20 protein-coding genes and 1 pseudogene are annotated in these 20,508 nt (G+C 36.5%); 11 read left to right on the forward strand and 10 right to left on the reverse strand.

The window, feature by feature from the left end; genetic code table 11:
- The first annotated feature begins 2 nt into the window (after nt 1–2).
- A complete protein-coding gene (locus ACFIJ7_RS05995; RefSeq protein ID WP_273787944.1) occupies nt 3–1,622 on the forward strand; it encodes an acyl-CoA dehydrogenase family protein in 1,620 nt (539 codons plus the stop codon).
- Here ACFIJ7_RS05995 and ruvX read toward each other — a convergent pair.
- Entirely contained in the window at nt 1,607–2,086 is a 480-nt protein-coding gene (ruvX, locus tag ACFIJ7_RS06000; protein WP_375636082.1) for a Holliday junction resolvase RuvX, read from the reverse strand. The two genes, ACFIJ7_RS05995 and ruvX, sit on opposite strands and share 16 nt — an antisense overlap.
- A gap of 138 nt (nt 2,087–2,224) precedes the next feature.
- Here ruvX and gatC point away from each other — a divergent pair, with 138 nt between their 5' ends.
- Nucleotides 2,225–2,512 carry an Asp-tRNA(Asn)/Glu-tRNA(Gln) amidotransferase subunit GatC gene (gene gatC, locus ACFIJ7_RS06005; protein WP_375644811.1) on the forward strand — a complete coding sequence of 96 codons (288 nt, stop codon included), beginning with the start codon at nt 2,225–2,227 and terminating at the stop codon, nt 2,510–2,512.
- A gap of 31 nt (nt 2,513–2,543) precedes the next feature.
- Nucleotides 2,544–4,028, forward strand: a complete 1,485-nt coding sequence (gene gatA / locus ACFIJ7_RS06010; protein WP_375644812.1) for an Asp-tRNA(Asn)/Glu-tRNA(Gln) amidotransferase subunit GatA — start codon at nt 2,544–2,546, stop codon at nt 4,026–4,028.
- Between the two features lie 95 nt (nt 4,029–4,123).
- Here the strand turns inward: gatA and ACFIJ7_RS06015 are convergent, their stop codons facing one another.
- The 5 genes from ACFIJ7_RS06015 to ACFIJ7_RS06035 all read right to left on the reverse strand — a co-directional run bounded on the left by ACFIJ7_RS06015 (nt 4,124) and on the right by ACFIJ7_RS06035 (nt 8,982).
- The gene (locus tag ACFIJ7_RS06015; RefSeq protein ID WP_015856419.1) at nt 4,124–4,834 is read right to left on the reverse strand and encodes an ABC transporter ATP-binding protein; all 711 of its coding nucleotides are present in this window, start codon (nt 4,832–4,834) and stop codon (nt 4,124–4,126) included.
- Nucleotides 4,821–5,603, reverse strand: coding sequence for an ABC transporter ATP-binding protein (locus ACFIJ7_RS06020; protein WP_015856418.1), 783 nt, complete (start codon nt 5,601–5,603; stop codon nt 4,821–4,823). Before ACFIJ7_RS06020 ends, ACFIJ7_RS06015 begins: the two co-directional genes overlap by 14 nt.
- Nucleotides 5,600–6,658, reverse strand: a complete 1,059-nt coding sequence (locus ACFIJ7_RS06025; RefSeq protein WP_273787947.1) for a branched-chain amino acid ABC transporter permease — start codon at nt 6,656–6,658, stop codon at nt 5,600–5,602. Before ACFIJ7_RS06025 ends, ACFIJ7_RS06020 begins: the two co-directional genes overlap by 4 nt.
- Entirely contained in the window at nt 6,658–7,734 is a 1,077-nt protein-coding gene (locus tag ACFIJ7_RS06030; protein WP_273787948.1) for a branched-chain amino acid ABC transporter permease, read from the reverse strand. Before ACFIJ7_RS06030 ends, ACFIJ7_RS06025 begins: the two co-directional genes overlap by 1 nt.
- Before the next feature lie 114 nt (nt 7,735–7,848).
- Entirely contained in the window at nt 7,849–8,982 is a 1,134-nt protein-coding gene (locus tag ACFIJ7_RS06035; protein ID WP_015856415.1) for an ABC transporter substrate-binding protein, read from the reverse strand.
- Between the two features lie 324 nt (nt 8,983–9,306).
- On the opposite strand from ACFIJ7_RS06035, the gene ACFIJ7_RS06040 reads away from it, so the two are divergent.
- The 4 genes from ACFIJ7_RS06040 (at nt 9,307) to ACFIJ7_RS06055 (ending at nt 12,235) form a co-directional block, all read left to right on the forward strand.
- The gene (locus ACFIJ7_RS06040; RefSeq protein ID WP_375644813.1) at nt 9,307–9,882 is read left to right on the forward strand and encodes a cold-shock protein; all 576 of its coding nucleotides are present in this window, start codon (nt 9,307–9,309) and stop codon (nt 9,880–9,882) included.
- A 243-nt stretch (nt 9,883–10,125) separates the two neighbouring features.
- Entirely contained in the window at nt 10,126–10,638 is a 513-nt protein-coding gene (locus ACFIJ7_RS06045) for a DUF192 domain-containing protein (protein WP_375636084.1), read from the forward strand.
- Nucleotides 10,635–11,408, forward strand: a complete 774-nt coding sequence (locus tag ACFIJ7_RS06050) for an alpha/beta fold hydrolase (RefSeq protein WP_375644814.1) — start codon at nt 10,635–10,637, stop codon at nt 11,406–11,408. Before ACFIJ7_RS06045 ends, ACFIJ7_RS06050 begins: the two co-directional genes overlap by 4 nt.
- 614 nt (nt 11,409–12,022) lie before the next feature.
- Nucleotides 12,023–12,235 carry a DUF3126 family protein gene (locus tag ACFIJ7_RS06055; RefSeq protein WP_015856411.1) on the forward strand — a complete coding sequence of 71 codons (213 nt, stop codon included), beginning with the start codon at nt 12,023–12,025 and terminating at the stop codon, nt 12,233–12,235.
- A 44-nt stretch (nt 12,236–12,279) separates the two neighbouring features.
- Here ACFIJ7_RS06055 and radC read toward each other — a convergent pair whose 3' ends face one another.
- From radC to sfsA, 3 genes are read right to left on the reverse strand one after another with little or no spacing between them, the layout of a single operon-like run.
- Nucleotides 12,280–13,074, reverse strand: a complete 795-nt coding sequence (gene radC / locus ACFIJ7_RS06060; RefSeq protein ID WP_375644815.1) for a DNA repair protein RadC — start codon at nt 13,072–13,074, stop codon at nt 12,280–12,282.
- A 17-nt stretch (nt 13,075–13,091) separates the two neighbouring features.
- Nucleotides 13,092–13,922, reverse strand: a complete 831-nt coding sequence (gene map, locus ACFIJ7_RS06065) for a type I methionyl aminopeptidase (protein WP_015856409.1) — start codon at nt 13,920–13,922, stop codon at nt 13,092–13,094.
- Entirely contained in the window at nt 13,915–14,631 is a 717-nt protein-coding gene (sfsA, locus tag ACFIJ7_RS06070) for a DNA/RNA nuclease SfsA (RefSeq protein ID WP_375644816.1), read from the reverse strand. The genes map and sfsA overlap by 8 nt, the downstream gene beginning before the upstream one ends.
- 284 nt (nt 14,632–14,915) lie before the next feature.
- On the opposite strand from sfsA, the pseudogene ACFIJ7_RS06075 reads away from it, so the two are divergent.
- From ACFIJ7_RS06075 to ttcA, 4 genes and pseudogenes are all read left to right on the forward strand, one after another.
- Nucleotides 14,916–15,753: pseudogene (locus tag ACFIJ7_RS06075) on the forward strand (RNA methyltransferase).
- On the forward strand, nt 15,746–16,564 hold the full coding sequence (murI, locus tag ACFIJ7_RS06080; RefSeq protein WP_273787953.1) for a glutamate racemase: 819 nt from the start codon (nt 15,746–15,748) through the stop codon (nt 16,562–16,564). The pseudogene ACFIJ7_RS06075 and the gene murI overlap by 8 nt, the downstream one beginning before the upstream one ends.
- Nucleotides 16,565–16,743: 179 nt before the next feature.
- Complete coding sequence (gene rpsD, locus ACFIJ7_RS06085; protein ID WP_375644817.1) at nt 16,744–17,361, forward strand: 30S ribosomal protein S4; 618 nt, start codon at nt 16,744–16,746, stop codon at nt 17,359–17,361.
- Nucleotides 17,362–17,628: 267 nt separating this feature from the next.
- Entirely contained in the window at nt 17,629–18,504 is an 876-nt protein-coding gene (gene ttcA / locus ACFIJ7_RS06090) for a tRNA 2-thiocytidine(32) synthetase TtcA (RefSeq protein ID WP_015856404.1), read from the forward strand.
- Between the two features lie 409 nt (nt 18,505–18,913).
- Here ttcA and rimO read toward each other — a convergent pair whose 3' ends face one another.
- A complete protein-coding gene (gene rimO / locus ACFIJ7_RS06095; protein WP_375644818.1) occupies nt 18,914–20,227 on the reverse strand; it encodes a 30S ribosomal protein S12 methylthiotransferase RimO in 1,314 nt (437 codons plus the stop codon).
- Nucleotides 20,228–20,508 lie beyond the last annotated feature (281 nt).

Genomic DNA, 20,508 nt, shown 5'->3' on the forward strand with positions numbered 1-20,508 from the left:
CTATGAGTGCTGTATCTGCGCAAAATAATCGTCGAAAAAATACATTTCTTAGCGATACGCTTATGTTTCGTATTGCCTCTACTTTGCCTAAGTTTTTGTTAGCAAGTTTTGAAGAAATAGGAGATTTTGCAGCGAGTCGAGAAGCATGGAAACTCTCTTGCTTGGCAAATCATTATAAGCCTTTATTGTGTTATAATGATGAATGGGGGCAACCGACGGAAAAATTAGAGATCCATTCTTCCTATCAAGCTCTTCAACAATATTCTAGACAAGCTGGTTTGGTTACCTCACTTTGGGAAAATACGAGCTCAGAAAATGGAGTACGCTATCAAGCGCGTGCGATTCGTTTAGCTTTATCTGCTGGTTTAGAAACAGGACATTTGAATGAAGTTATCATAACGAGTGCAGCTATTGCTGTGTTAATTAGTGATATTGAGCTCTTCAAAAAATGGCAAAATGTACTTTTATCACGCCAATATGATTCCTCATCAAAGCCTATTCATCATAAAAAGGCTGCTTCTCTAACTTGTGCATTTGATGATATTGAAAAATACGCTTTTAATTTTCCAAGTGTTAAGAAGATTTCTTTCGATGAAAGTATGGAACGTGATCTATATCGTTTAAATGTTGTAAAAACCAATGTTATTAATCCTACCGCTGACGGATATCTTGTTAGTGCAGATTTAAATGGTCATTTAAGTTGTTTTTTTATTCCACGCATACAAGAAAATGGCGCATTAAATGGATTTATATCGATTCGTCATTTAATTCAGCGTTCTGGAGAACTTTTAACACCAGAGGGGGTTGTTGATTTCCAAGGCAGTTATGGTTGGCTTTTGGGAAATGCTGGAGAAGGGCTTAAAGTTATTAAAGATATCGAGACGATGATGCGTTTCGATCAATCAGTAATATCGGCAGGTGTTTTGCGAGCGGCTCTTCAATTTGGCATAGATTTTTTCCGGAAAAAAATGCCCAATCAACCTTTACCACCACTGACAGAACGTATTTTTGCAGATATTGCATTAGATATAGCTGCTTCACAAGCATTGGTTTTGCGTTTAGCGAGAGCATTTGACAATGCAGCAAATGACCGTTCTGAAGCAGCTTTTGCCCGCATTATGACACCTATTATTGCTTATCACGTAAGTCAATTGGTTGTGCCTATTATTGGCGAAATTATTGCACAACTTGGTATTGAAAGTTTTATAGAGAATAATCCATTATCGCAAATGTTGCATAATGGGCCTGCACGAATTGTGAGAAATAGTTCTGCTAATCAATTGGTAAAGGATGCCATTCTTATTGCTGAAAAAGCACCGGGACTGTTTCAGAAATTGTTAGAAAAAATTGCTCTTGATATTGGACCAGCGGGACCACGAGCAATTGAAATTATTAAGTCAGCAGGTGATATGGCATCAGCAAATGAAGGTGCAGGAAGGTTTTTTGTTGAACAGGTAGCCTATGCAGCAGCAGCAGCAGCATTACGTTCTACAGACATAGAACATGTTGCAAATGCCTATATGGAAAGCCGTCTTGGGGGACAGTGGAGATCTTCCTACGGGATGCTCATTGCACGATATAATGCAGGGCATTTGCTCAATGTCCTCTATCCTTCCATATGATGAAAGTTTTGAATTCTATTGAGAGCACCTTGCAATATAAAAGCAGCGGCTGCCGAATCAATTCGGCTTGCTCTTTTAGCGCGCGATACATTCATTTCTAGAAGAGAACGCTCTGCAGCAATTGTTGACAAACGTTCGTCCCAAAAAACAAATGGAATTTTTGTATAAGCTTTCATATTGCTCACAAAAGCTCTGGTTGCTTGAACACGAGAACCGCTGCTCCCATTCATGTTAAGGGGTAAGCCGATGATAATAACGCCTACATTTTCACGGTCAAAAGTTTTAATAAGTGTGTAAGCATCTTCTGTAAATTTTTTTCGCTGTAGTACAGGACGCGGATTTGAGACAGTCAGCCCCATATCAGAAATCGCAATTCCGATAGTTTTTGTCCCTAAATCTAAGCCTGCTATTGTTTGTCCAGGCAAAAGATGTGTCATAACTTCGTTTATATTAATAACGGTCATAAGGGTATAATGCGTTTTTTAATGTTTCAGATCTAATGGTTATATTCTTCATTCATGTTATCTAATATTCTTGCGCTTGCAAGCTCAGCCTTGTATAGCCAGAATAAAGATTAATAAAAACAGAAAGGCGTAAATAGTATGTCTGTTGATCAAGAGACCGTCAAGCGGGTCGCACATTTAGCGCGGATTGCTATCCACGATGATGAGATAGAACCTGTGACAAAAAAATTCAATGCTATTTTAGGTTTTGTAGAGAAATTGAATGAAGTTGATGTCAGTGGAGTTGAGCCATTAACATCTGTGATGCCGATGACTCTACGAATGCGTGAAGATAGTGTTACAGATGGCGATAAAGCAGCAGATATTGTAGCCAATGCCCCTGTTACAGAAGAAAATTTTTTTCTTGTCTCAAAAATTGTTGAGTAACTTTTTATATTTTTGAAATTTGAGAACCAATATGACCGATTTAACAACCCTCACAATTGCGCAAGCTCGTGATTCTCTAACAAAGAAAAATCTCAAAGCAACAGAATTAACGGAAGCTTATTTACAAGCAATAGAATCAGCTAATCCAATTTTGAATGCTTATGTAACAATAACAGCAGAACAGGCAATGAAAATGGCTGCTGAATCAGATAGTCGCTTAGCGAGAGGGCAGGGAGGGCTTTTAGAAGGAATTCCTTTGGGGATTAAAGATCTTTTTGCAACCTATGGTGTTCATACTCAAGCCTGTTCACATATCCTTGATGGTTTTAAACCGCATTATGAATCAACTGTCACGGCTAATTTATGGCAAGACGGTGCTGTAATGTTAGGAAAACTTAATATGGATGAGTTTGCTATGGGCTCATCCAATGAAACATCATATTATGGTCCCGTTATTAATCCGTGGAGAAAAAAAGACTCGAATGAAAAACTCGTACCCGGTGGTTCTTCGGGAGGATCTGCTGCCGCTGTTGCTGCACAAATTTGTGCCGGTGCAACTGCAACCGATACAGGTGGCTCAATACGTCAACCAGCAGCTTTTACTGGAACTGTAGGAATAAAGCCAACTTATGGACGTTGTTCACGGTGGGGCGTTGTTGCATTTGCTTCATCCCTTGATCAAGCTGGACCTGTTGCCAGAGATGTTCGTGATTGTGCTATCTTACTAAGATCAATGGCCTCTTTTGATGAAAAAGATTCTACTTCCGTGAATTTACCAGTTCCTGATTATGAAAGTTATCTTGGTCAATCAATTAAAGGAATGAAAATTGGTATTCCAAAAGAATATCATATGGATGGAATGTCTCCAGAAATTATTGAGCTTTGGCAAAAAGGCATAAGTTGGTTAAAGGAAGCAGGAACTGAGATTAAGAATATTTCTTTGCCCCATACAAAATATGCTCTACCTTCTTATTATATTATAGCTCCTGCAGAAGCCTCTTCTAATTTAGCACGTTATGATGGTGTGCGTTTTGGTCTACGCGTGCCTGGAAAAGACATCATTGAGATGTATGAAAACACGCGCTCTGTTGGTTTTGGTGATGAAGTCAAGCGACGTATTTTGGTTGGGACTTATGTTCTTTCATCTGGTTATTATGATGCCTGTTATCTAAGAGCTCAAAAAGTAAGAACACTCGTAAAACGTGATTTTGATCAATGTTTTGCTTCAGGCATTGATGCTATTCTAACACCAGCAACACTAACACCTGCCTTTGGTATTGCTGATGAAAAAATAAAAAATGATGCTGTAGCAATGTATCTTAATGACATTTTTACGGTACCCGTTAATATGGCTGGTTTACCAGGAATTTCTGTTCCTGCAGGTCTGTCATCAAATGGTTTGCCTCTAGGATTGCAATTGATTGGTAAACCTTTTGCTGAGGAAGTCATTTTTCAGATAGCGCACATTATTGAAAAAGAAGCAGGGATATTCAGTACAGAAAAATGGTGGATGTAATAATCAAACTTCGTAAAGGAGCATTTCTCATTGAGGATGAGAAATGCTTTTTTAAAAGGTGGAGTGATGAACTCTATTTCCTCAATTCGTAGTCTTTATCCACCAAGATAGGCTTCTTTAACACGCGAATCAGAGAGCATAGTTTTACCTTCACCGTGAAATAAAATATGCCCTACCTCTAAAATATAAGCATAGTCAGCTATAGAAAGCGCAGCAAATGCATTTTGTTCAATAAGAAGAACAGTTTTTCCCATCTCATTAATTTTTCTAATAATCGAAAAAATTTCTCGAACGAGAAGCGGTGCCAACCCCAACGATGGTTCATCTAATATGACCATATCAGGATTGCTCATGAGTGCACGACCCACAGCAACCATCTGTTGTTCACCACCTGACATTGTTCCTCCTAACTGTTTTGCTCTTTCACGTAGACGCGGAAAAAGATCAAATATCCATTCAATATCACGGGAAATTCCCTGCTTATCGTGACGAATATAAGCGCCTAGATGAAGATTCTCTAAAACAGTGAGATGGGGCATGATACGGCGTCCTTCAGGACTTAGAGCAATACCTAATCGCAAAATCTCTTCTGGTGATTTTTTAATAATAGATTTGCCATTATAGGTAATTTTTCCATAAACAGAGCGATTAAGTCCTGTAATAGAACGTACAATACTGCTTTTTCCTGCACCATTGGCTCCAATTAAAGTGACAATACTTCCCTTTTTTATGGACATAGAAAGATTTTGGACAGCTTTAATGGCGCCATAATGAACGTAAAGATTTTTTATTTTAAGAATATCCATAAACATCTCCGCCAAGATAAGCTTCAATAACTTTAGGGTTATTACGAATTTCATCTGGTGTACCATTGGCAATGCAACAGCCATATTCCATAACCAAAATATGTTGGCAAAGCCCCATAACCACTTTCATATCGTGCTCAATAAGAAGAATTGTAAGATCAAAGTCTTTTTGCACTTTTGCTATGAATTTTCTAAGATCCTCACTTTCTTGTGGATTCATGCCAGCAACAGGTTCATCAAGAAGAAGCAATTTGGGCTTTGTGGCTAACGCGCGTGCAATTTCTAGACGTCGTTGCACACCATAAGGTAAAGCTGTTGCCGATTGATTGGCAAGGTGATCAAGTTGTAGCTGTTCAAGGAGCTCCAAGGAATTTTTATAAACTTCCTTCTTTTCTTTCATTGCTTTTGAAAAAAATAGAGCTGAAGAAAACCAAGGATATTTTTGTCGAACATGCGCTCCTACCATAACATTCTGCAAAACCGTTAACCCTGAGAAAAGACGAATATTTTGAAATGTTCTGGCAATATGGCGTCTACAGATAATATAAGGAGGCGCTCCAGAAATTTTTTGCTCATCAAAAAGAATGACGCCGCTTGTAGGAGCATAAAATCCAGAAATCATATTGAAAACTGTTGTTTTTCCAGCGCCATTGGGACCAATTAATCCAGTAATACTTCCTCGTTTAATTGCCATATTAATATTATTTACAGCAACTAATCCGCCAAAACGCATTACAATATTATTGAGTGAAAGGATGGTGTCGTTCATAGCTTTCCCTCAGTATTAGAAAGCTTTTTGCGTGTCAAAAAGCTATAAATTCCATTCCATGAGAATTCTCGTTGTCCCATCAACCCTTTTCTCCAAAACAAGATAATTACCAGCAATAAAAGAGAAAAAACAACCATGCGAAGTCCTGGTGTTTCTGGGATATGTATAAAACCTAAGTCAAATGGACTTTCAATAATACGAAGCCATTCAAGCATAACTGTAATAATAATGCTGCCAATAATGCTTCCTGTAATTGAGCCGAGACCACCAGCAACTACAATCATCAAAATATTAAAAGTTAGAAGAAAATTAAACATTTTTGGATCAATAGTTGAAATAAGAGCAGCCATTAATGCTCCACCTATACCTGCAAAAAACGCTCCAACAGTAAAAGAAAAACTACGGTAGAAAAAAGCGTTAATTCCCATAGTTTTCGCAGCAATTTCATCATCACGAATGGCACGTAATACGTTACCAGTATTGCTTTGCAGTAAAAGGACAATAAAGAGAACAGTAAATGCTAACCAACCATAGTTCCACCATAATGTTGCATTTTGAGGTATTCCCTTGATACCTAAAGAGCCATTTGTAAGCGATGTTGCGTTCGTAATGACAATGCGAATAATTTCTGCAAAACCCAATGTTGCAATTCCAAGATAATCACCACCAAGACGTAATATTGGCAAAGCAATCAATAAACCTACAACTGCAGCACATATACCACTTATAACAACAGCGACAAAAAAAGGTAATTGCAGATGATACAATGGTTCAGCGATAGGCTCCAGAATCCACATCATTTCTTTTTGTTCAGGGGAAAGAAGTAAAATTGCGCAAACATAAGCACCAATAGCCATAAATCCAGCATGTCCAAGAGAAAACATACCTGTGAAACCGTAAATCAAATTAAGCGAAATTGCTAATATCGCATTAATAGCAATCAGATTTATGATACGAAGCGTATAGTCATTAAAATGGCTATCAGCATAAAATAAAAAACCTATGAGAACTAAAACACTTATACAAGATAAAACAGTTGTCACTGACTTTGCCATTAGATTTTCTCCTGACTTTTTTTACCCATTAATCCTGTGGGCAATATCAATAAAATCAGAATCAATAAAATGAAAGCGAAGGCATCTCGATATCCAGATAGCGCGGGGAAAAATGCGATAATCATAATTTCAATAAACCCTAATAACAATCCTCCCAACATTGCTCCTGGTATCGAACCAATACCTCCGATAACAGCAGCGATAAATGCTTTGAGACCAGGAAGAACGCCCATATAAGGCTGAATTTGAGGATAACGTAAAGACCACATAATACCTGCTATAGCGGCAAGAGCTGAGCCTATTCCAAATGTAAATGCAATAACTTTATTGACAGACACACCCATCAAACGCGTCGTTTCAATATCATGGGAGATTGCACGCATAGCAAGACCCGGTTTTGTTTTATGGATAATCCATAACAGTAAAACAATAAGAATCAATGACACAACGGGAACGATCAGAGACATGGGAGCAATTCTAATGATACCATCTGCTCCTGATCCTAAATGCCATAAAAATGGTGTTACAAGAAAATCTGGTTGTTTTACACCTTTCGGAACACCACTAAAGAGTACAGTAGAAAGATTTTCAATAAAAAAAGAAACACCAATTGCACCGATAAGCGCCGAGATACGCGGAGCATGGCGTAGAGGTTTATAGGCAAGTTGATCAACAATAATACCCACTGCACTTGTAATAAAAATGGAAAAACAAAGAGCTAAAACCCAAATCGGGGTAAAATCTTGTGGAGAAATTTTAAAATAATAAACAAAACCTAACGCAAGGATTAAAAAAACAGCAATCCAGTAAATTGAAGGGCGCCTTTTAAACCCTATAAAGACCGAATAATAAATAAGAGCCGCGAGAAACAAAAGAAGAAGTGCTGCCCAAGCAGGCATAAAGCTAATTGTGGAAAAGAAAACAAAATATGCTCCCAGCATAAAGATATCACCGTGAGCAAAATTAATGAGTCTCAGTATACCGTAGACCATGGTGTAACCAATAGCGATAAGCCCATAAAGAGATCCCAATGCCAGTGCATTAAAAAAATACTGGATGAACATTTCAGTGCTCATCTCTCATCCTTCCACATTTGTTAATTTACATAGGATAACAAGAAATTTCTAAGTTTTTGGTTGAGAAAAAGATCCTCAACCAATTCTTGCATTTTAATAAGTAAAACTTTTTAATTAAAAAGCAGGTTTAACCTCTTCTAAATAAACACGTTTTCCATCCTGTATTTTAATGATACCAATAGGAATCTTAGGGTTATGATTTTCATCCATTGACATATCACCGAAGGGGGTTTGAAAATCTTTTAATTTGCTAAGAGCGATAGTAATTTTTTCACGATCAGCGCTACCAGCATTTTCAATAGCCTTCATGAACATCATATAACTCGTATATCCCAAAACAGAATTGATATTCGGCTCTTTGTCAGGATACTCTTTTTTCCATTCTGCTGTGAATTCTTGCGCAGCTACTGACATATTTGGCATATCCTCACTATAGGGAAGTGTCGTATGTAAGAAACCTTCTGAAGCTTTTCCTGCAATCGCAATGGTTTCTGGATTATCCATAGCATCTCCACCCATAATTTGAAACTTTGCTCCTAATTCTCGTGCTTGTTTCATAATGATAGCACCCTCAGAAAAGTAAGATGGAATGAATAAGATATCAGGTTTTTGCGCGATAATTTGCGTAAGAACAGCTGAAAAATCCTGATCTCCGGAATTATAGTTTAAATTTGAGACAACTTCACCACCTAATTTTTTGAAAGCACGCATAAAGTAGCTTGCAAGACCAATGGCATAATCGTTTGAAATATCTTTGAGGATAGCTGCTTTTTTTGCGTGTAAAGTTTGACTTATGTAAGTCGCGATTCCCACTCCTTGATAGGAATCAATAAAACAAGCGCGGAAATAATATTTTTTACCCTGTGTAACAAGAGGACTCGTTGAGGAAGTGGCAATGGTTGGAGTCTTTGCTTTTTCAGATATTTCACCACCTGCCAACGAAAGTGAGGAACCATAGCTACCAATGATTCCACTTACTTTTTCACTTGCTGTTAAACGCATAACAGCATTAGCCGCTTCTACTTTATCAGACTTATTATCAATAATAACAAGTTCCACTTTACGTCCTAAAATTTCTGGAATTTTTTTATGGGCTAATTCTATACCTCTAATTTCAAGCTGACCTCCAAATGCATTTTGACCACTTAATGGAAGATAAACACCAATTTTGATAGGTTCACTTGCATAAACATTTGCAGTAAATGCCATGAATGCTGTGATTGTCGTAAGGATTTTCTTCAATTGCATTGCGCATTTTCCTTAATTGAATTGTTGTTTTTTCACCTTATATTGAACTTCTTCATCATGCAAGTTACACATTTATGAAAATATCATTATGTAAAAAAACCTTTCATATAACCTCTTTTGTAGGGCACTCCTTGTAAGATATGTAAAGCTTACAATCAAATAGTTTTATAAATATTCATGTTGATATTCTCTGACATTAACATAGAAGATACGACAATATGGGGAAATCTTATCTTGGGGCTTGCGTGTTGATACAAGAGCAATGTTTACTTAAACCTAGAGAATCAATATCGTACAATTTATAAGCTACAGGATCACGTTATTATGACGAGTAAGGATGCATTAAAAGATTGTCCCCTATCTGAAGATAGTATAGGTGCTTGTGGGGAGATTATCGAAATCAGTGGTGTCATTAAGTGGTTTGATGGTAGTAAGGGGTATGGATTTATTGTACCTGATTTACCTCATTTCCCCGATATATTATTGCATGTTACGGTAATGCGAAGGGATGGTTTTCAAACAGCTTTGGAGGGAGCAAAAGTTATTTGTGCTGTGGAAAAAACTGAAAGAGGATTAAAGTGCGTTCAGGTGAAATCCATAGATTGTTCTTCAGCAATTCATCCATCAGAAGTTCCAGCCCGTACCCATGTTGTTGTTACTCCAGAAAGTGGACTAGAACGTGCAATTGTTAAATGGTTTAATCGTGACAAAGGATACGGTTTTCTTAGCCGTGGGCAAGGAACAGAAGATATTTTTATTCATATGGAAACGTTGCGCCGTTTTGGTTTAGCAGAGCTTCGTTCCGGCCAAGTTGTTCTTGTACGTTTTGGTAAAGGAGAAAAAGGTTTAATGACAGCAGAGATTTATCCGGATATAGGCGTTCCTTTAGCTACGCATTGAATTTCACGAATAAAAACAGTATGTTTTTAAAGGGGGTTATTCCGTAAATTTCTATAGAGGTAGGTTTTTAAAGAAAATATGGCTCTAGTGAATCCATAAACCAAATGGAGAAAGTTGCGCGTATTACGTTGAAAGAAACTAGAAAACAACAAGGGGGCACCCCTCTTATTTTTTTGACTTTTAAACTCTGGTACTTTTTATTTTAGAAACAAAATTTAAAAATTTTCTGTGGTGGAGACAAGAATGTTAAAGCCTTTTAAAAAGGGGTATATTGTTTTATTGGTAATGCTTTTTATGTTAGAAATGCGTGTTGTTGTAGCAAAAAAGCCCATAGAGATTCCTGTTCATCCGATTCCTTTAGAAATACATACAAAGCAAGGTACGGTTTATTATAAGGTAGAGATTGCTTTTACGCCGTCTCAAGCCGCGGCTGGTTTAATGTATCGGACTGATTTTCCACGCGATCGTGCAATGCTCTTTAAGCAGCTAAAAAGTTCTCAATCGGGAGATGAACAGAAAATTTTTATGTGGATGGCAAATACGCCTTTACCTTTAGATATGATTTTCTTAAACTCTGAGGGAATTATTGTATCGATTATTGAAAACACTTCTCCATTTTCGACAAATACCATTTCATCGGAAGTTCCTGCAGCTTTTGCACTTGAGATTAATGCTGGTGAAGTTTCTGAAAAAAAGATACAAAAAGGGCAACGTGTTATTCATCCTGTACTTTGTGGAAAGTGCAATAAAAAATGACCGCTGAAGATATTCGTTTTTTTGAATATAATGGTTTGCGATTTGCTTATCGAGAAGAAGGGCAGGGTGCGCCTGTTTTGTTGATCCATGGTTTTGGATCTTCTGCACGAGTGAATTGGTATGCAACGGGTTGGTTTCGCATTCTTACTGAAGCAGGATATCGTGTTATTGCTCTTGATAATCGCGGTCACGGAGATTCAGTTAAAAGTTATGATCCTGTCTTTTATACACCTCAAGCTATGGCTGGCGACGCAATAAAGTTACTACAGCATTTAGAGATATCTAAAGCCCATGTTATGGGATATTCTATGGGGGCTCGTATTAGTGCTTTCATGGCTCTTTTGCATCCAACATATGTACACAGTGTTATTTTTGGTGGTTTAGGTATTGGTATGGTGACGGGAGCGGGAAATTGGGAGCCTGTTGCTGAGGCACTTTTAGCAGAAGATATTTCTACTATTACTAATACGCGCGGTTTAATGTTCCGTAAATTTGCAGATCAAACGAAAAGCGATAGACGTGCTCTTGCTGCTTGTATTATCACATCAAAACAGGAGTTAACGGCATCTGAAGTTTACAAAATCGAACAACCTGCACTTGTTGCCGTTGGTTCATTAGATGAAATTGGCGGTGCAGCAGAGCCGTTAGCAGCTTTATTGCCTTGTGGTGAAGCTTTATCAATTCCTGGTCGAGATCATATGCTTGCTGTAGGCGATAAAGTTTATAAAAAAGGCGTTATAGATTTTCTTTCTCGTTATCCTATAAGATAAGCATTCTTCATAGGTTCTAGCATTCACAAAAATACTCAATATTTTTATCTCGTATAAATTGAAAAATGCTTATTTAAAATTTTTCTATTGTGACATAAGTTTTTTATAAAAAATGGGAAGAAAGCTAAACTCTTATTAGCCTATTTTGTATATTTTTTAGAGATGTAATTCTTCTAGGGTTAGATAATTATACTTTAAAAGTTATTAAAAAGAATTATTTTTGAATGATATAATAATATTTTTTTCTAAAAAATGTAATTTTAAATAAAAAAAGTATTATTATTTTTATTTTTTATAAAAGGAACAAAATTATAAATTATTGATCAATTTTTCTTACGAATATGAATTCTAAATGCGTATGATAAAATTGGAGATAAAGTAAAATTATTAAAAATATACAGTTTTTTGCCATTTTTTAATCTATACGGGTATATTTAATAATGATAGAATCCTTTTGTAAAAGTTCTTTATAAATGTATAAAGCGCGTTGTAAATATATGTAATATTAAGTAAATATTCAGATTAAGCTTTTTTACTAACTTTACAGAATCATGAGGTTGTCTTATTTGCGTGACACGCAGTTATTTAAATCGTTAAAAAAACAGGAGAGCATAGTGAATGCTGATGAAATAAAAAAACTTGATAATTATTTAAAAAATATATTCCAAAACTCAGCATTGCAAGTTAGAGCACGGCCTAAAAAGAGTGATTCTTGTGAGGTTTATATGGGAGATGAGTTTTTAGGCATTATCTATCGAGATGAAGATGAAGATGAGCTCTCCTATAATTTCTCAATGGCTATATTAGATATTGATTTAGAAAATTGATTCGTTGTTCATAGTTGAATGAAGTCTTTTTTATCCCATAAGATTTATATAAGTTTTAACGCTTTAAAGCTCGTATGATTATTTCGTGCAATAATAAGATGGTCATGGATAATAATGCCTAATGCGTTTGCTGCATCTTTTAATCTATATGTCATTGTTATATCTGCATCAGAGGGGGTGGAATCGCCAGAAGGGTGATTATGGACTAAGATAAGTCCTGATGCGGATAACTCTAAAGCTCGAGAAATAACTTCACGAGGATAAACAGGGGTATGATCAATGGTTCCAGTTTGTTGCACCTCATCAGCAAGTAAGCCGTTTTTCTTATCAAGAAACAAAATACGAAATTGTTCACGTGTTTCATGAGCCATAACAGCTTTACAATAAGCTAACACTTTATCCCATGATGAAAAAATATCGCGTTTAAACAATTGCGCACGAGCAAGGCGTCCAGCAACATCTGAAATAATTTTTAAATCAATTGCAGTGGCGGGACCACATCCTGGAATTTCTTGAAGTCGGTGAATATCTGCTCCCAACACATCAGCTAATGAACCAAAACGTGCTATCAAATTTTTAGCTATGGGTTTTGTGTTTGCACGGGGTATTGTGCGAAAAAGCAATAATTCAAGATATTCATAATCTTCGATTGCACTTCCTTTTGACTTTAAATAACGCTTCCGAAGACGCTCACGGTGTCCTTGATAATGTTTATGGAGCTGTGCGTTTTTCTGAGGGTCTTCACTTTTTCTTTCTGATACTGGGGTGAGTGGAGAACTCGATGTTAATGCAAAGTGATCACTTTGAGTATCTTCTTTTTGATTTAATTTTTTAGCCATAACATCTCTACATTGCGTTAGGTATGCGAATTTGGAATATAAAAAATATTTTTAGGAGATTGTGTAAATATTTCATACCCTTCATTTGTGACACCAATTGTATGTTCATATTGTGCTGTCAGAGAGCGGTCACGGGTAACAGCAGTCCAACCGTCAGATAAAATCTTAACTTGTGGTTTACCAAGGTTAATCATAGGCTCAATTGTAAACATCATACCTTGTTTTAATTCTATTCCTTCTCCAGGATTTCCATAATGAAGGATATTGGGTGCATCATGAAAAAGCTGCCCAATACCATGTCCACAAAAATCTTTCACAATTGAGCATCGTTCAGATTCTGCATACTGTTGAATGGCTGCACCAATATCACCTGTGGTTGCTCCAGGCTTAACAACAGCGATTCCTTTCATAAGACTTTCATAGGTTATCTTTAGCAGGCGTTCTGCAGCACGCCTGATTTTCCCAACAGGATACATTCGGCTTGAATCCCCATGCCAACCATCAAGGATAAAGGTTACATCCACATTCACAATATCGCCTTCTTGCAAAGGTCTTTTATTGGGAATGCCATGACAGACAACGTGATTGATAGATGTACAGCATGAATGGCTGTATCCATGATAATTTAGATCAGCAGGAAGTGCTCCTCGCTTAGCACCAAAAATGAATACAAAATCATCAATTTCTTGCGTAGTAACGCCTGGCTTAATAATATCTGTAAGTGCATCAAGGCATTCTGCAGCAATGCGACCAACTTCACGCATTTTAGCAAAAGCATAATCATCGAAAATGCGAATCTTCCCATTAAATTTTAAAGGGCTTTTATTATATTCAATATACTCAGTCATTGTTTTTTCTGTTTTCTATTTTTACTCTCTGAATCGGAAAAATGCCTTCTACACTTACGTGACACTTTACAGCATAACATTCTACTCCTGATTTTAATGCTAAATCAAATTTACGTCCATAGAGTGGATCAAGATCATGACAGATTGTAAAAGCTGCGCAATCTTCTCGTTGAATAATATAAAGCATAGCAGCTCTTTTTCCTTGTTGTACAACTCCTATGAGCTCATCAAGGTGACGTGCTCCACGTTTTGTTTCACTATCAGGAAATTCTGCTAATCCTTTTTGACGAATAAAATGAACATTTTTGACTTCTAGGTAACAGTCAGGAAGAATGTTGTCACGTAAAAGAAAGTCAATTCGTGATTGTGTTCCATAGCGTTGTTCTTTTAAAATTGTTTTATATCCACTTAATTCTGGTAGTAATCCGTTTTGAATTGCTTCTAATGCAAGTTTATTGGGTAAAGCAGTATTAATGCCAACCAAAGTATTATCGGCTTCAATAATTTCTAATTGATAGGCATATTTTCGTTTGATGTTATTATGATATGAAAGCCAGATATTGGAGTTGAAAGCTGTTAATCCAAGCATTGATCCTGTATTAGGTACAGATACGGTGAGGACATGCTGATCATCTTGTTGAACATCCGCAAGGAAACGTTTATAACGACGGATAAGCTTTGCAGGAAAAAGTTCGGGAATAAAGTGCATATCCCTTTTTTAGGATTTATGATTTCATAATTCAACTGAGATTATGATTTGTAGGGGCTATTCCCTATAAAAAAAGATAAAATTGATGTAAAAAACGCTACGATATCCTATATAAATTGTTATAAATTCCATCGTCCACTTTAATGGCTTTTAAAATTTATTATCTTTGAGTGAAAAGATAACATTGCCTATAATTTATTATTAAACAGCATTAGAGTACTGTGAAGAAGGTTTCGTAAAAAATAGTGGAGAGGGAGATAGTTAAGTGAAACTAGGTAAGATTGATGGCTGGAACGAATAAGAATCGTGAAAATTTAACAAATGGTCCCATTATTATTTTAGTTGAACCGCAGCTTCCTGAAAACATTGGTATGGTCGCAAGGGCAATGGCAAATTTTGGGCTTTCTAAGCTTCGGTTAGTCAAACCTCGAGAAATGTTTCCAAATGAAAAAGCTATAGCTGCTGCGAGTAAAGCTGATCATGTCATTAACAACACTGTGATTTTTAATACATTGCGTGATTCAATTGCAGATTTACACTATGTTTTTGCCACAACAGCACGTGAAAGATGTGGATTTAAAACTGTAAAAAGTGCTGTCGAAGCAGCAAGCGTATTACGTCAGCGTGAAAGTATCGGACATAAGACAGGTATTGTCTTTGGAAGAGAGAGATGGGGATTAGAAAATGATGAAATCAGCCTTGTTGATGAAATTATTACTTTTCCAGTTAATCCTGCTTTTGCGTCACTTAATATTGCGCAAGCAGTTCTTTTAATGTCTTACGAATGGATGAAAACAGGTCTAGAGGATGTCAGCGATACGGCATTTCGTGCCGCAGAGATGGAACCTGCAAATAAAACAATATTTCATGGTTTTTTATCTCAGTTAGAAGAGGCTTTGAATATCCGTGGGTATTTTAGACCCCCAGAACGCAAAGAAGTAATGCTTGCAAATTTGCGCTCTGTTTTTACGCGCGCTAACTTTAGTGAACCTGAGGTTCGTTTATTGCGAGGCATTATATCTTCTTTGGATCATTTTTCGCCACAATATCCACGGGGGAGTAGAGCACCTGAAGAGCGTGATCGTGAAAAAATTAAAAATAAGTGTGAAAACTAATGGATGAACGACCTGTTCTTTTTTTTGATAGCGGTATTGGTGGTTTAACAGTGTTCAGGGAGGCACGTATTCTTATCCCTGAAATGCAATTTATCTATGTTGCTGATGATGCAGGATTTCCTTATGGAAATTGGAAAGAAAATATTTTGAAAGAGCGTATTTTAAAGATTTTTACAAATCTTTTAACACGCTACAATCCAGCCTTATGTGTGATTGCTTGCAACACCGTTTCTACACTGATGATGGCAGATTTACGACAGAATTTTTCTCATGTCCCTTTTGTAGGAACGGTTCCTGCAATTAAATCAGCTGCTGAACAAACAAAATCTGGTTTTATTTCCGTATTAGCTACTCCTGGAACAGTGAAACGTGCCTATACAAATGAATTAATTAATTCTTTTGCTGGACAGTGTCATGTTCAACTTGTGGGAAGTAAAAAGCTGGCTGGATTTGCTGAAGATTATTTACGGGGAAAATCTATCGATTCAGAAGAGTTAAGAAAAGAAATCCTACCATGTTTTGTGGAAAAAAATGGACAATATACTGATGTTATTGTTTTAGCCTGCACACATTATCCTTTTTTGATTAACTTCTTTCGTGAACATGCTTTATGGTCCGTTGAGTGGATTGATCCGGCGAAAGCGATTGCCAAACATATCAGATCATTATTACCACTGTCGGAAAAAGTACACGATCAATATATAAAGAAATATCAAGATTTTGCGTTGTTAACATCGAAAAATATCACTTCTTTAACGGAGAATTTGTTTAAAGGATTTGGCTTAAAACTCATGAAAGGAGTTGACTTTGGGTTGTAAGACCAATAATGATGATCTGGCTATTTTTTCAAGAAAATAGCATTAATTGACGTGTCCCGTGGATAACTTTGCATATTGATATGTTAAGGTATTCTGTCAGTCTTTAGTATTTAAAGGCAGAGGAGGGCGCGTTTCCTTGGGGTCTTGAGATCTCGTGTTTTATTTTATAAGGAAATGCGATGAGTAAACGCGAAACAACAAAGTATAAAATTGACCGTCGTATGGGAGAAAATATTTGGGGTCGTCCGAAATCTCCTGTCAATCGTCGTGATTATGGTCCAGGTCAGCATGGACAGCGTCGTAAAGGAAAACTTTCTGACTATGGGGTGCAGTTGCGCGCTAAACAGAAATTGAAAGGGTTTTATGGAGATATTTCAGAAAAACAATTTCATAAGACCTATGAAGAGGCTGCTCGTCGACGGGGTGATACTGGTGAAAATCTTATCGGTTTGTTAGAAGCACGTTTGGATGCTGTTGTTTATCGTGCAAAATTCGTGCCTACGATTTTCGCTTCTCGCCAATTTATCAATCACGGTCATGTTAGTGTAAATGGTCGGCGCACAAATATTCAATCTTATCGTTGTAAACCTGGTGATGTTATTGAGGTTCGGGAAAAATCAAAACAACTTGTTTTAGTTTTAGAATCAGTGCAATTGGCAGAACGTGATGTCCCTGATTATATTGAAGCAGATCATAAACAGATGAAAGCAACCTTTACACGTATTCCTGCTTTTGCAGATGTTCCTTATGCTGTACAAATGGAACCTAATTTGGTTGTTGAATTTTATTCTCGATAATTTTTCTGCAAGAGAAATTATTTTTCTCTTCTATTATTATAACTTCAAAATATTGTGTTATTTTTACAATCTCTGAAGTTAATAAGTGCTTTTTGTGAATGGTTCTATATTAAGTTTATTGCTATGTTTTATAGTCATAGACTTATATAGTTCCATTTCTTTTTTGTGTATCTAATTTATAAATTCAAAAAACATAAATGTAAGCTTGCTTTAATATTTGTTTTTATCTTTGCAAAACGAGCTGTTTATTGTGCAGGATATGGTATTATGAATGATGTTTCAGTTGAATATCAGGCAATAGAAGAAAACGAAGGGAGAGATGATCCTTTAATAAGCGAAGCAGATAATTGTCATCCAATGTTTCGTGTTGCTCCTTCAAGCGTAGAATTTAATAAATTGCGCAAACGACTTTTGCGTCATATGCGACAAGCTTTGGATGATTTTTCTATGCTCTCTACAGGAAAAAAATGGCTTGTTGCTTTATCGGGTGGAAAAGACTCTTATGGTTTATTAGCGCTTCTTTTAGACTTAAAGTGGCGAGGTCTTTTATCCGTTGAAATTCTTGCCTGTAATCTTGATCAAGGGCAACCTGGATTCCCTAAGCATATTCTTCCAGACTTTTTAAGTTCTTATAAAATTCCATATCGTATTGAATATCAGGATACTTATTCCATTGTTACAGATAAATTGGCAGAGTCGCAGACATATTGTTCACTTTGTTCTCGATTACGACGTGGTAATCTCTATCGTATTGCACGTGAAGAGGGATGTTCTGCATTAGTTTTAGGTCATCATCGTGATGATGTTTTAGAAACATTTTTTATGAATTTGTTTCACGGTGGCCGATTAGCTGCCATGCCTGGAAAACTTAAAAATGATGAAGGAGATCTTTTTGTGTTACGTCCTCTTGTTTATGCAGCTGAGGAAGATATGGAAAAATTTTCTCAAGCAATGCAATTTCCGATTATTCCTTGTAATCTTTGCGGTAGTCAAGATGGTTTACAACGTAATGCAATGAAAGAAATGCTGAAAAATATCGAAAGACAAATGCCAGGACGTAAAGATACGATGATTCGCGCTTTAACAAATGTACGCCCAAGTCATTTGCTTGATAAGAAATTCTTTGATTTTAAGACCTGTTAATAAAGATTAGATATTTAAAAAAATAAGTTCAAAGAGTTTAAGATAAGATACTTATTTATTAAGACACTATTGAAAAAAGTTTCCTTTCACTAACTAATGACTGTCGCAATATGAAAAATGGGAAAATAGTACGATTGTCGATTTTCTCTTTTGTTAAGTAAAAATGGTGAACCTTGAGGATTTTATTCTTTTGCGCCGCCGTCACCTCATTTAAGGCATTAAATTAAGAGAATATATAACTGCTTGGTATTTGTGGAGTGTATAGCAAACATTCAGGGCGAGGATTGCTCGTAAATTCTCATGAAGTGAGTTACATAAGTGATCAAGTTCGATTGTGAGTAGCCGATCTTTTTATAAACCAATGCTGATAGAAATCTTCATCATTGAGGACAGGGAAGAAGTTAAATTTTCAAACTGCTACACCATAAAGATCATAGGCATCCGACTGTTCAATTTTAACGCTGACAAATTCACCAACACGCAACGGGCGTCGTGATGATATATGGACAACACCATCTATTTCTGGAGCATCGTATTGACTACGTCCTTTGGCAACTTTTCCTTGACTTTCATCGATAAGCACTTGGAGTCTTTTTCCAATTTTTTTCTTTAAAAGATGTGTAGAAATTTGTTGTTGTTTTGCCATAAAACGATGCCAGCGATTTTCTTTCACCTCTTCAGGAATATTTTCTAATCCCAAATCATTTGCGACGGCTCCTTTTACCTCTTCATATTTAAAGCACCCAGCGCGTTCAATTTTTGCTTCTTCTAGCCATTCTAGGAGTATATTAAAATCTTCATTCGTTTCGCCAGGAAAACCAACAATAAATGTTGACCGCAAAGTAAGATCTGGGCATATTTTTCGCCATTTTTCAATTCTACGGTTTGTTTTTTCTATGAGTGCAGGACGCTTCATATGACGCAAAATAGCTGGTGATGCATGCTGAAAAGGAATATCCAGATAAGGAAGAATTTTTTTTGCAGCCATAAGTTCGATAACTTCATCAACATGGGGATAAGGATAAACGTAATGCATACGTATCCAAATACCCATATCGCCTAGTTCGCGACAAAGATCAAAGAATTTTGTTTTTATTGTACGATCTTTCCAAGAATTTTCGAGATATTTTAGATCAATACCATAAGCACTCGTATCTTGTGAAATAACTAAAAGTTCTTTTACACCCGCTTGCACGAGTTTTTCAGCTTCACGAAGAACATCGCTGATGGGACGTGAAGTGAGATCACCACGCAGAGTAGGGATGATACAAAAACTACACTGGTTAGAGCATCCTTCAGAAATCTTTAGGTAGGCGTAATGGCGAGGTGTTAAACGAATACCTTGGGGAGGAACTAAATCAAGAAAAGGATCATGAACAGGAGGAATTGCTGTATGAACAGCTTCTATAACACTTTCATAAGCTTGCGGTTTTGTAATAGCCAATACATTAGGATACGTTTGGCGAATAACATCAGGATCAGCACCAAGACACCCCGTTACAATAACTTTTCCATTTTTTTTGAGAGCTTCATCAATATTGGCTAATGATTCTCTCCTTGCCGAGTCAAGAAAGCCACAGGTATTCACAATAACGACATCAGCTCCTTGATGTTGACGTGAAATTTCATACCCTTCAGAGCGAAGGCGTGTAATAATTCGCTCAGAATCTACGAGTGCTTTTGGGCATCCGAGGGAGACAAAACTAATACGAGGTGCTACCATGATGATCCTACAATTATTGTGAATGATTGAGTTACACTTTTATAACTGAAAAATAATGTTCTTTATTTTTATACCTATGCAATAAAATCTGTTACAAAGTTATTTGATTTTTTTCTACAAAATTTTATGTGTTTTTATGCATGCATACAATTTATATCGTAAAATTCTGTCATTGAGGACGATGATATAAGGTTGCTTCCTTCAAAGCATTCAAGTTCTTTTATAAAGTACGTGGTGAATATTTTAAAGCTTACTTGTCGCTCCTTGCGTAAGTGAAGGAG

This window comes from Bartonella sp. MR100HLJHH (assembly GCF_042194215.1).
GTDB lineage: Bacteria > Pseudomonadota > Alphaproteobacteria > Rhizobiales > Rhizobiaceae > Bartonella > Bartonella grahamii.

Coding starts and splice junctions, on each gene's coding strand:
- ACFIJ7_RS05995 (WP_273787944.1), top strand. CDS start 3: ATGAGTGCTGTATCTGCGCAAAATAATCGTCGAAAAAATACATTTCTT.
- ruvX (WP_375636082.1), bottom strand. CDS start 2,086: ATGACCGTTATTAATATAAACGAAGTTATGACACATCTTTTGCCTGGA.
- gatC (WP_375644811.1), top strand. CDS start 2,225: ATGTCTGTTGATCAAGAGACCGTCAAGCGGGTCGCACATTTAGCGCGG.
- gatA (WP_375644812.1), top strand. CDS start 2,544: ATGACCGATTTAACAACCCTCACAATTGCGCAAGCTCGTGATTCTCTA.
- ACFIJ7_RS06015 (WP_015856419.1), bottom strand. CDS start 4,834: ATGGATATTCTTAAAATAAAAAATCTTTACGTTCATTATGGCGCCATT.
- ACFIJ7_RS06020 (WP_015856418.1), bottom strand. CDS start 5,603: ATGAACGACACCATCCTTTCACTCAATAATATTGTAATGCGTTTTGGC.
- ACFIJ7_RS06025 (WP_273787947.1), bottom strand. CDS start 6,658: ATGGCAAAGTCAGTGACAACTGTTTTATCTTGTATAAGTGTTTTAGTT.
- ACFIJ7_RS06030 (WP_273787948.1), bottom strand. CDS start 7,734: ATGAGCACTGAAATGTTCATCCAGTATTTTTTTAATGCACTGGCATTG.
- ACFIJ7_RS06035 (WP_015856415.1), bottom strand. CDS start 8,982: ATGCAATTGAAGAAAATCCTTACGACAATCACAGCATTCATGGCATTT.
- ACFIJ7_RS06040 (WP_375644813.1), top strand. CDS start 9,307: ATGACGAGTAAGGATGCATTAAAAGATTGTCCCCTATCTGAAGATAGT.
- ACFIJ7_RS06045 (WP_375636084.1), top strand. CDS start 10,126: ATGTTAAAGCCTTTTAAAAAGGGGTATATTGTTTTATTGGTAATGCTT.
- ACFIJ7_RS06050 (WP_375644814.1), top strand. CDS start 10,635: ATGACCGCTGAAGATATTCGTTTTTTTGAATATAATGGTTTGCGATTT.
- radC (WP_375644815.1), bottom strand. CDS start 13,074: ATGGCTAAAAAATTAAATCAAAAAGAAGATACTCAAAGTGATCACTTT.
- map (WP_015856409.1), bottom strand. CDS start 13,922: ATGACTGAGTATATTGAATATAATAAAAGCCCTTTAAAATTTAATGGG.
- sfsA (WP_375644816.1), bottom strand. CDS start 14,631: ATGCACTTTATTCCCGAACTTTTTCCTGCAAAGCTTATCCGTCGTTAT.
- murI (WP_273787953.1), top strand. CDS start 15,746: ATGGATGAACGACCTGTTCTTTTTTTTGATAGCGGTATTGGTGGTTTA.
- rpsD (WP_375644817.1), top strand. CDS start 16,744: ATGAGTAAACGCGAAACAACAAAGTATAAAATTGACCGTCGTATGGGA.
- ttcA (WP_015856404.1), top strand. CDS start 17,629: ATGAATGATGTTTCAGTTGAATATCAGGCAATAGAAGAAAACGAAGGG.
- rimO (WP_375644818.1), bottom strand. CDS start 20,227: ATGGTAGCACCTCGTATTAGTTTTGTCTCCCTCGGATGCCCAAAAGCA.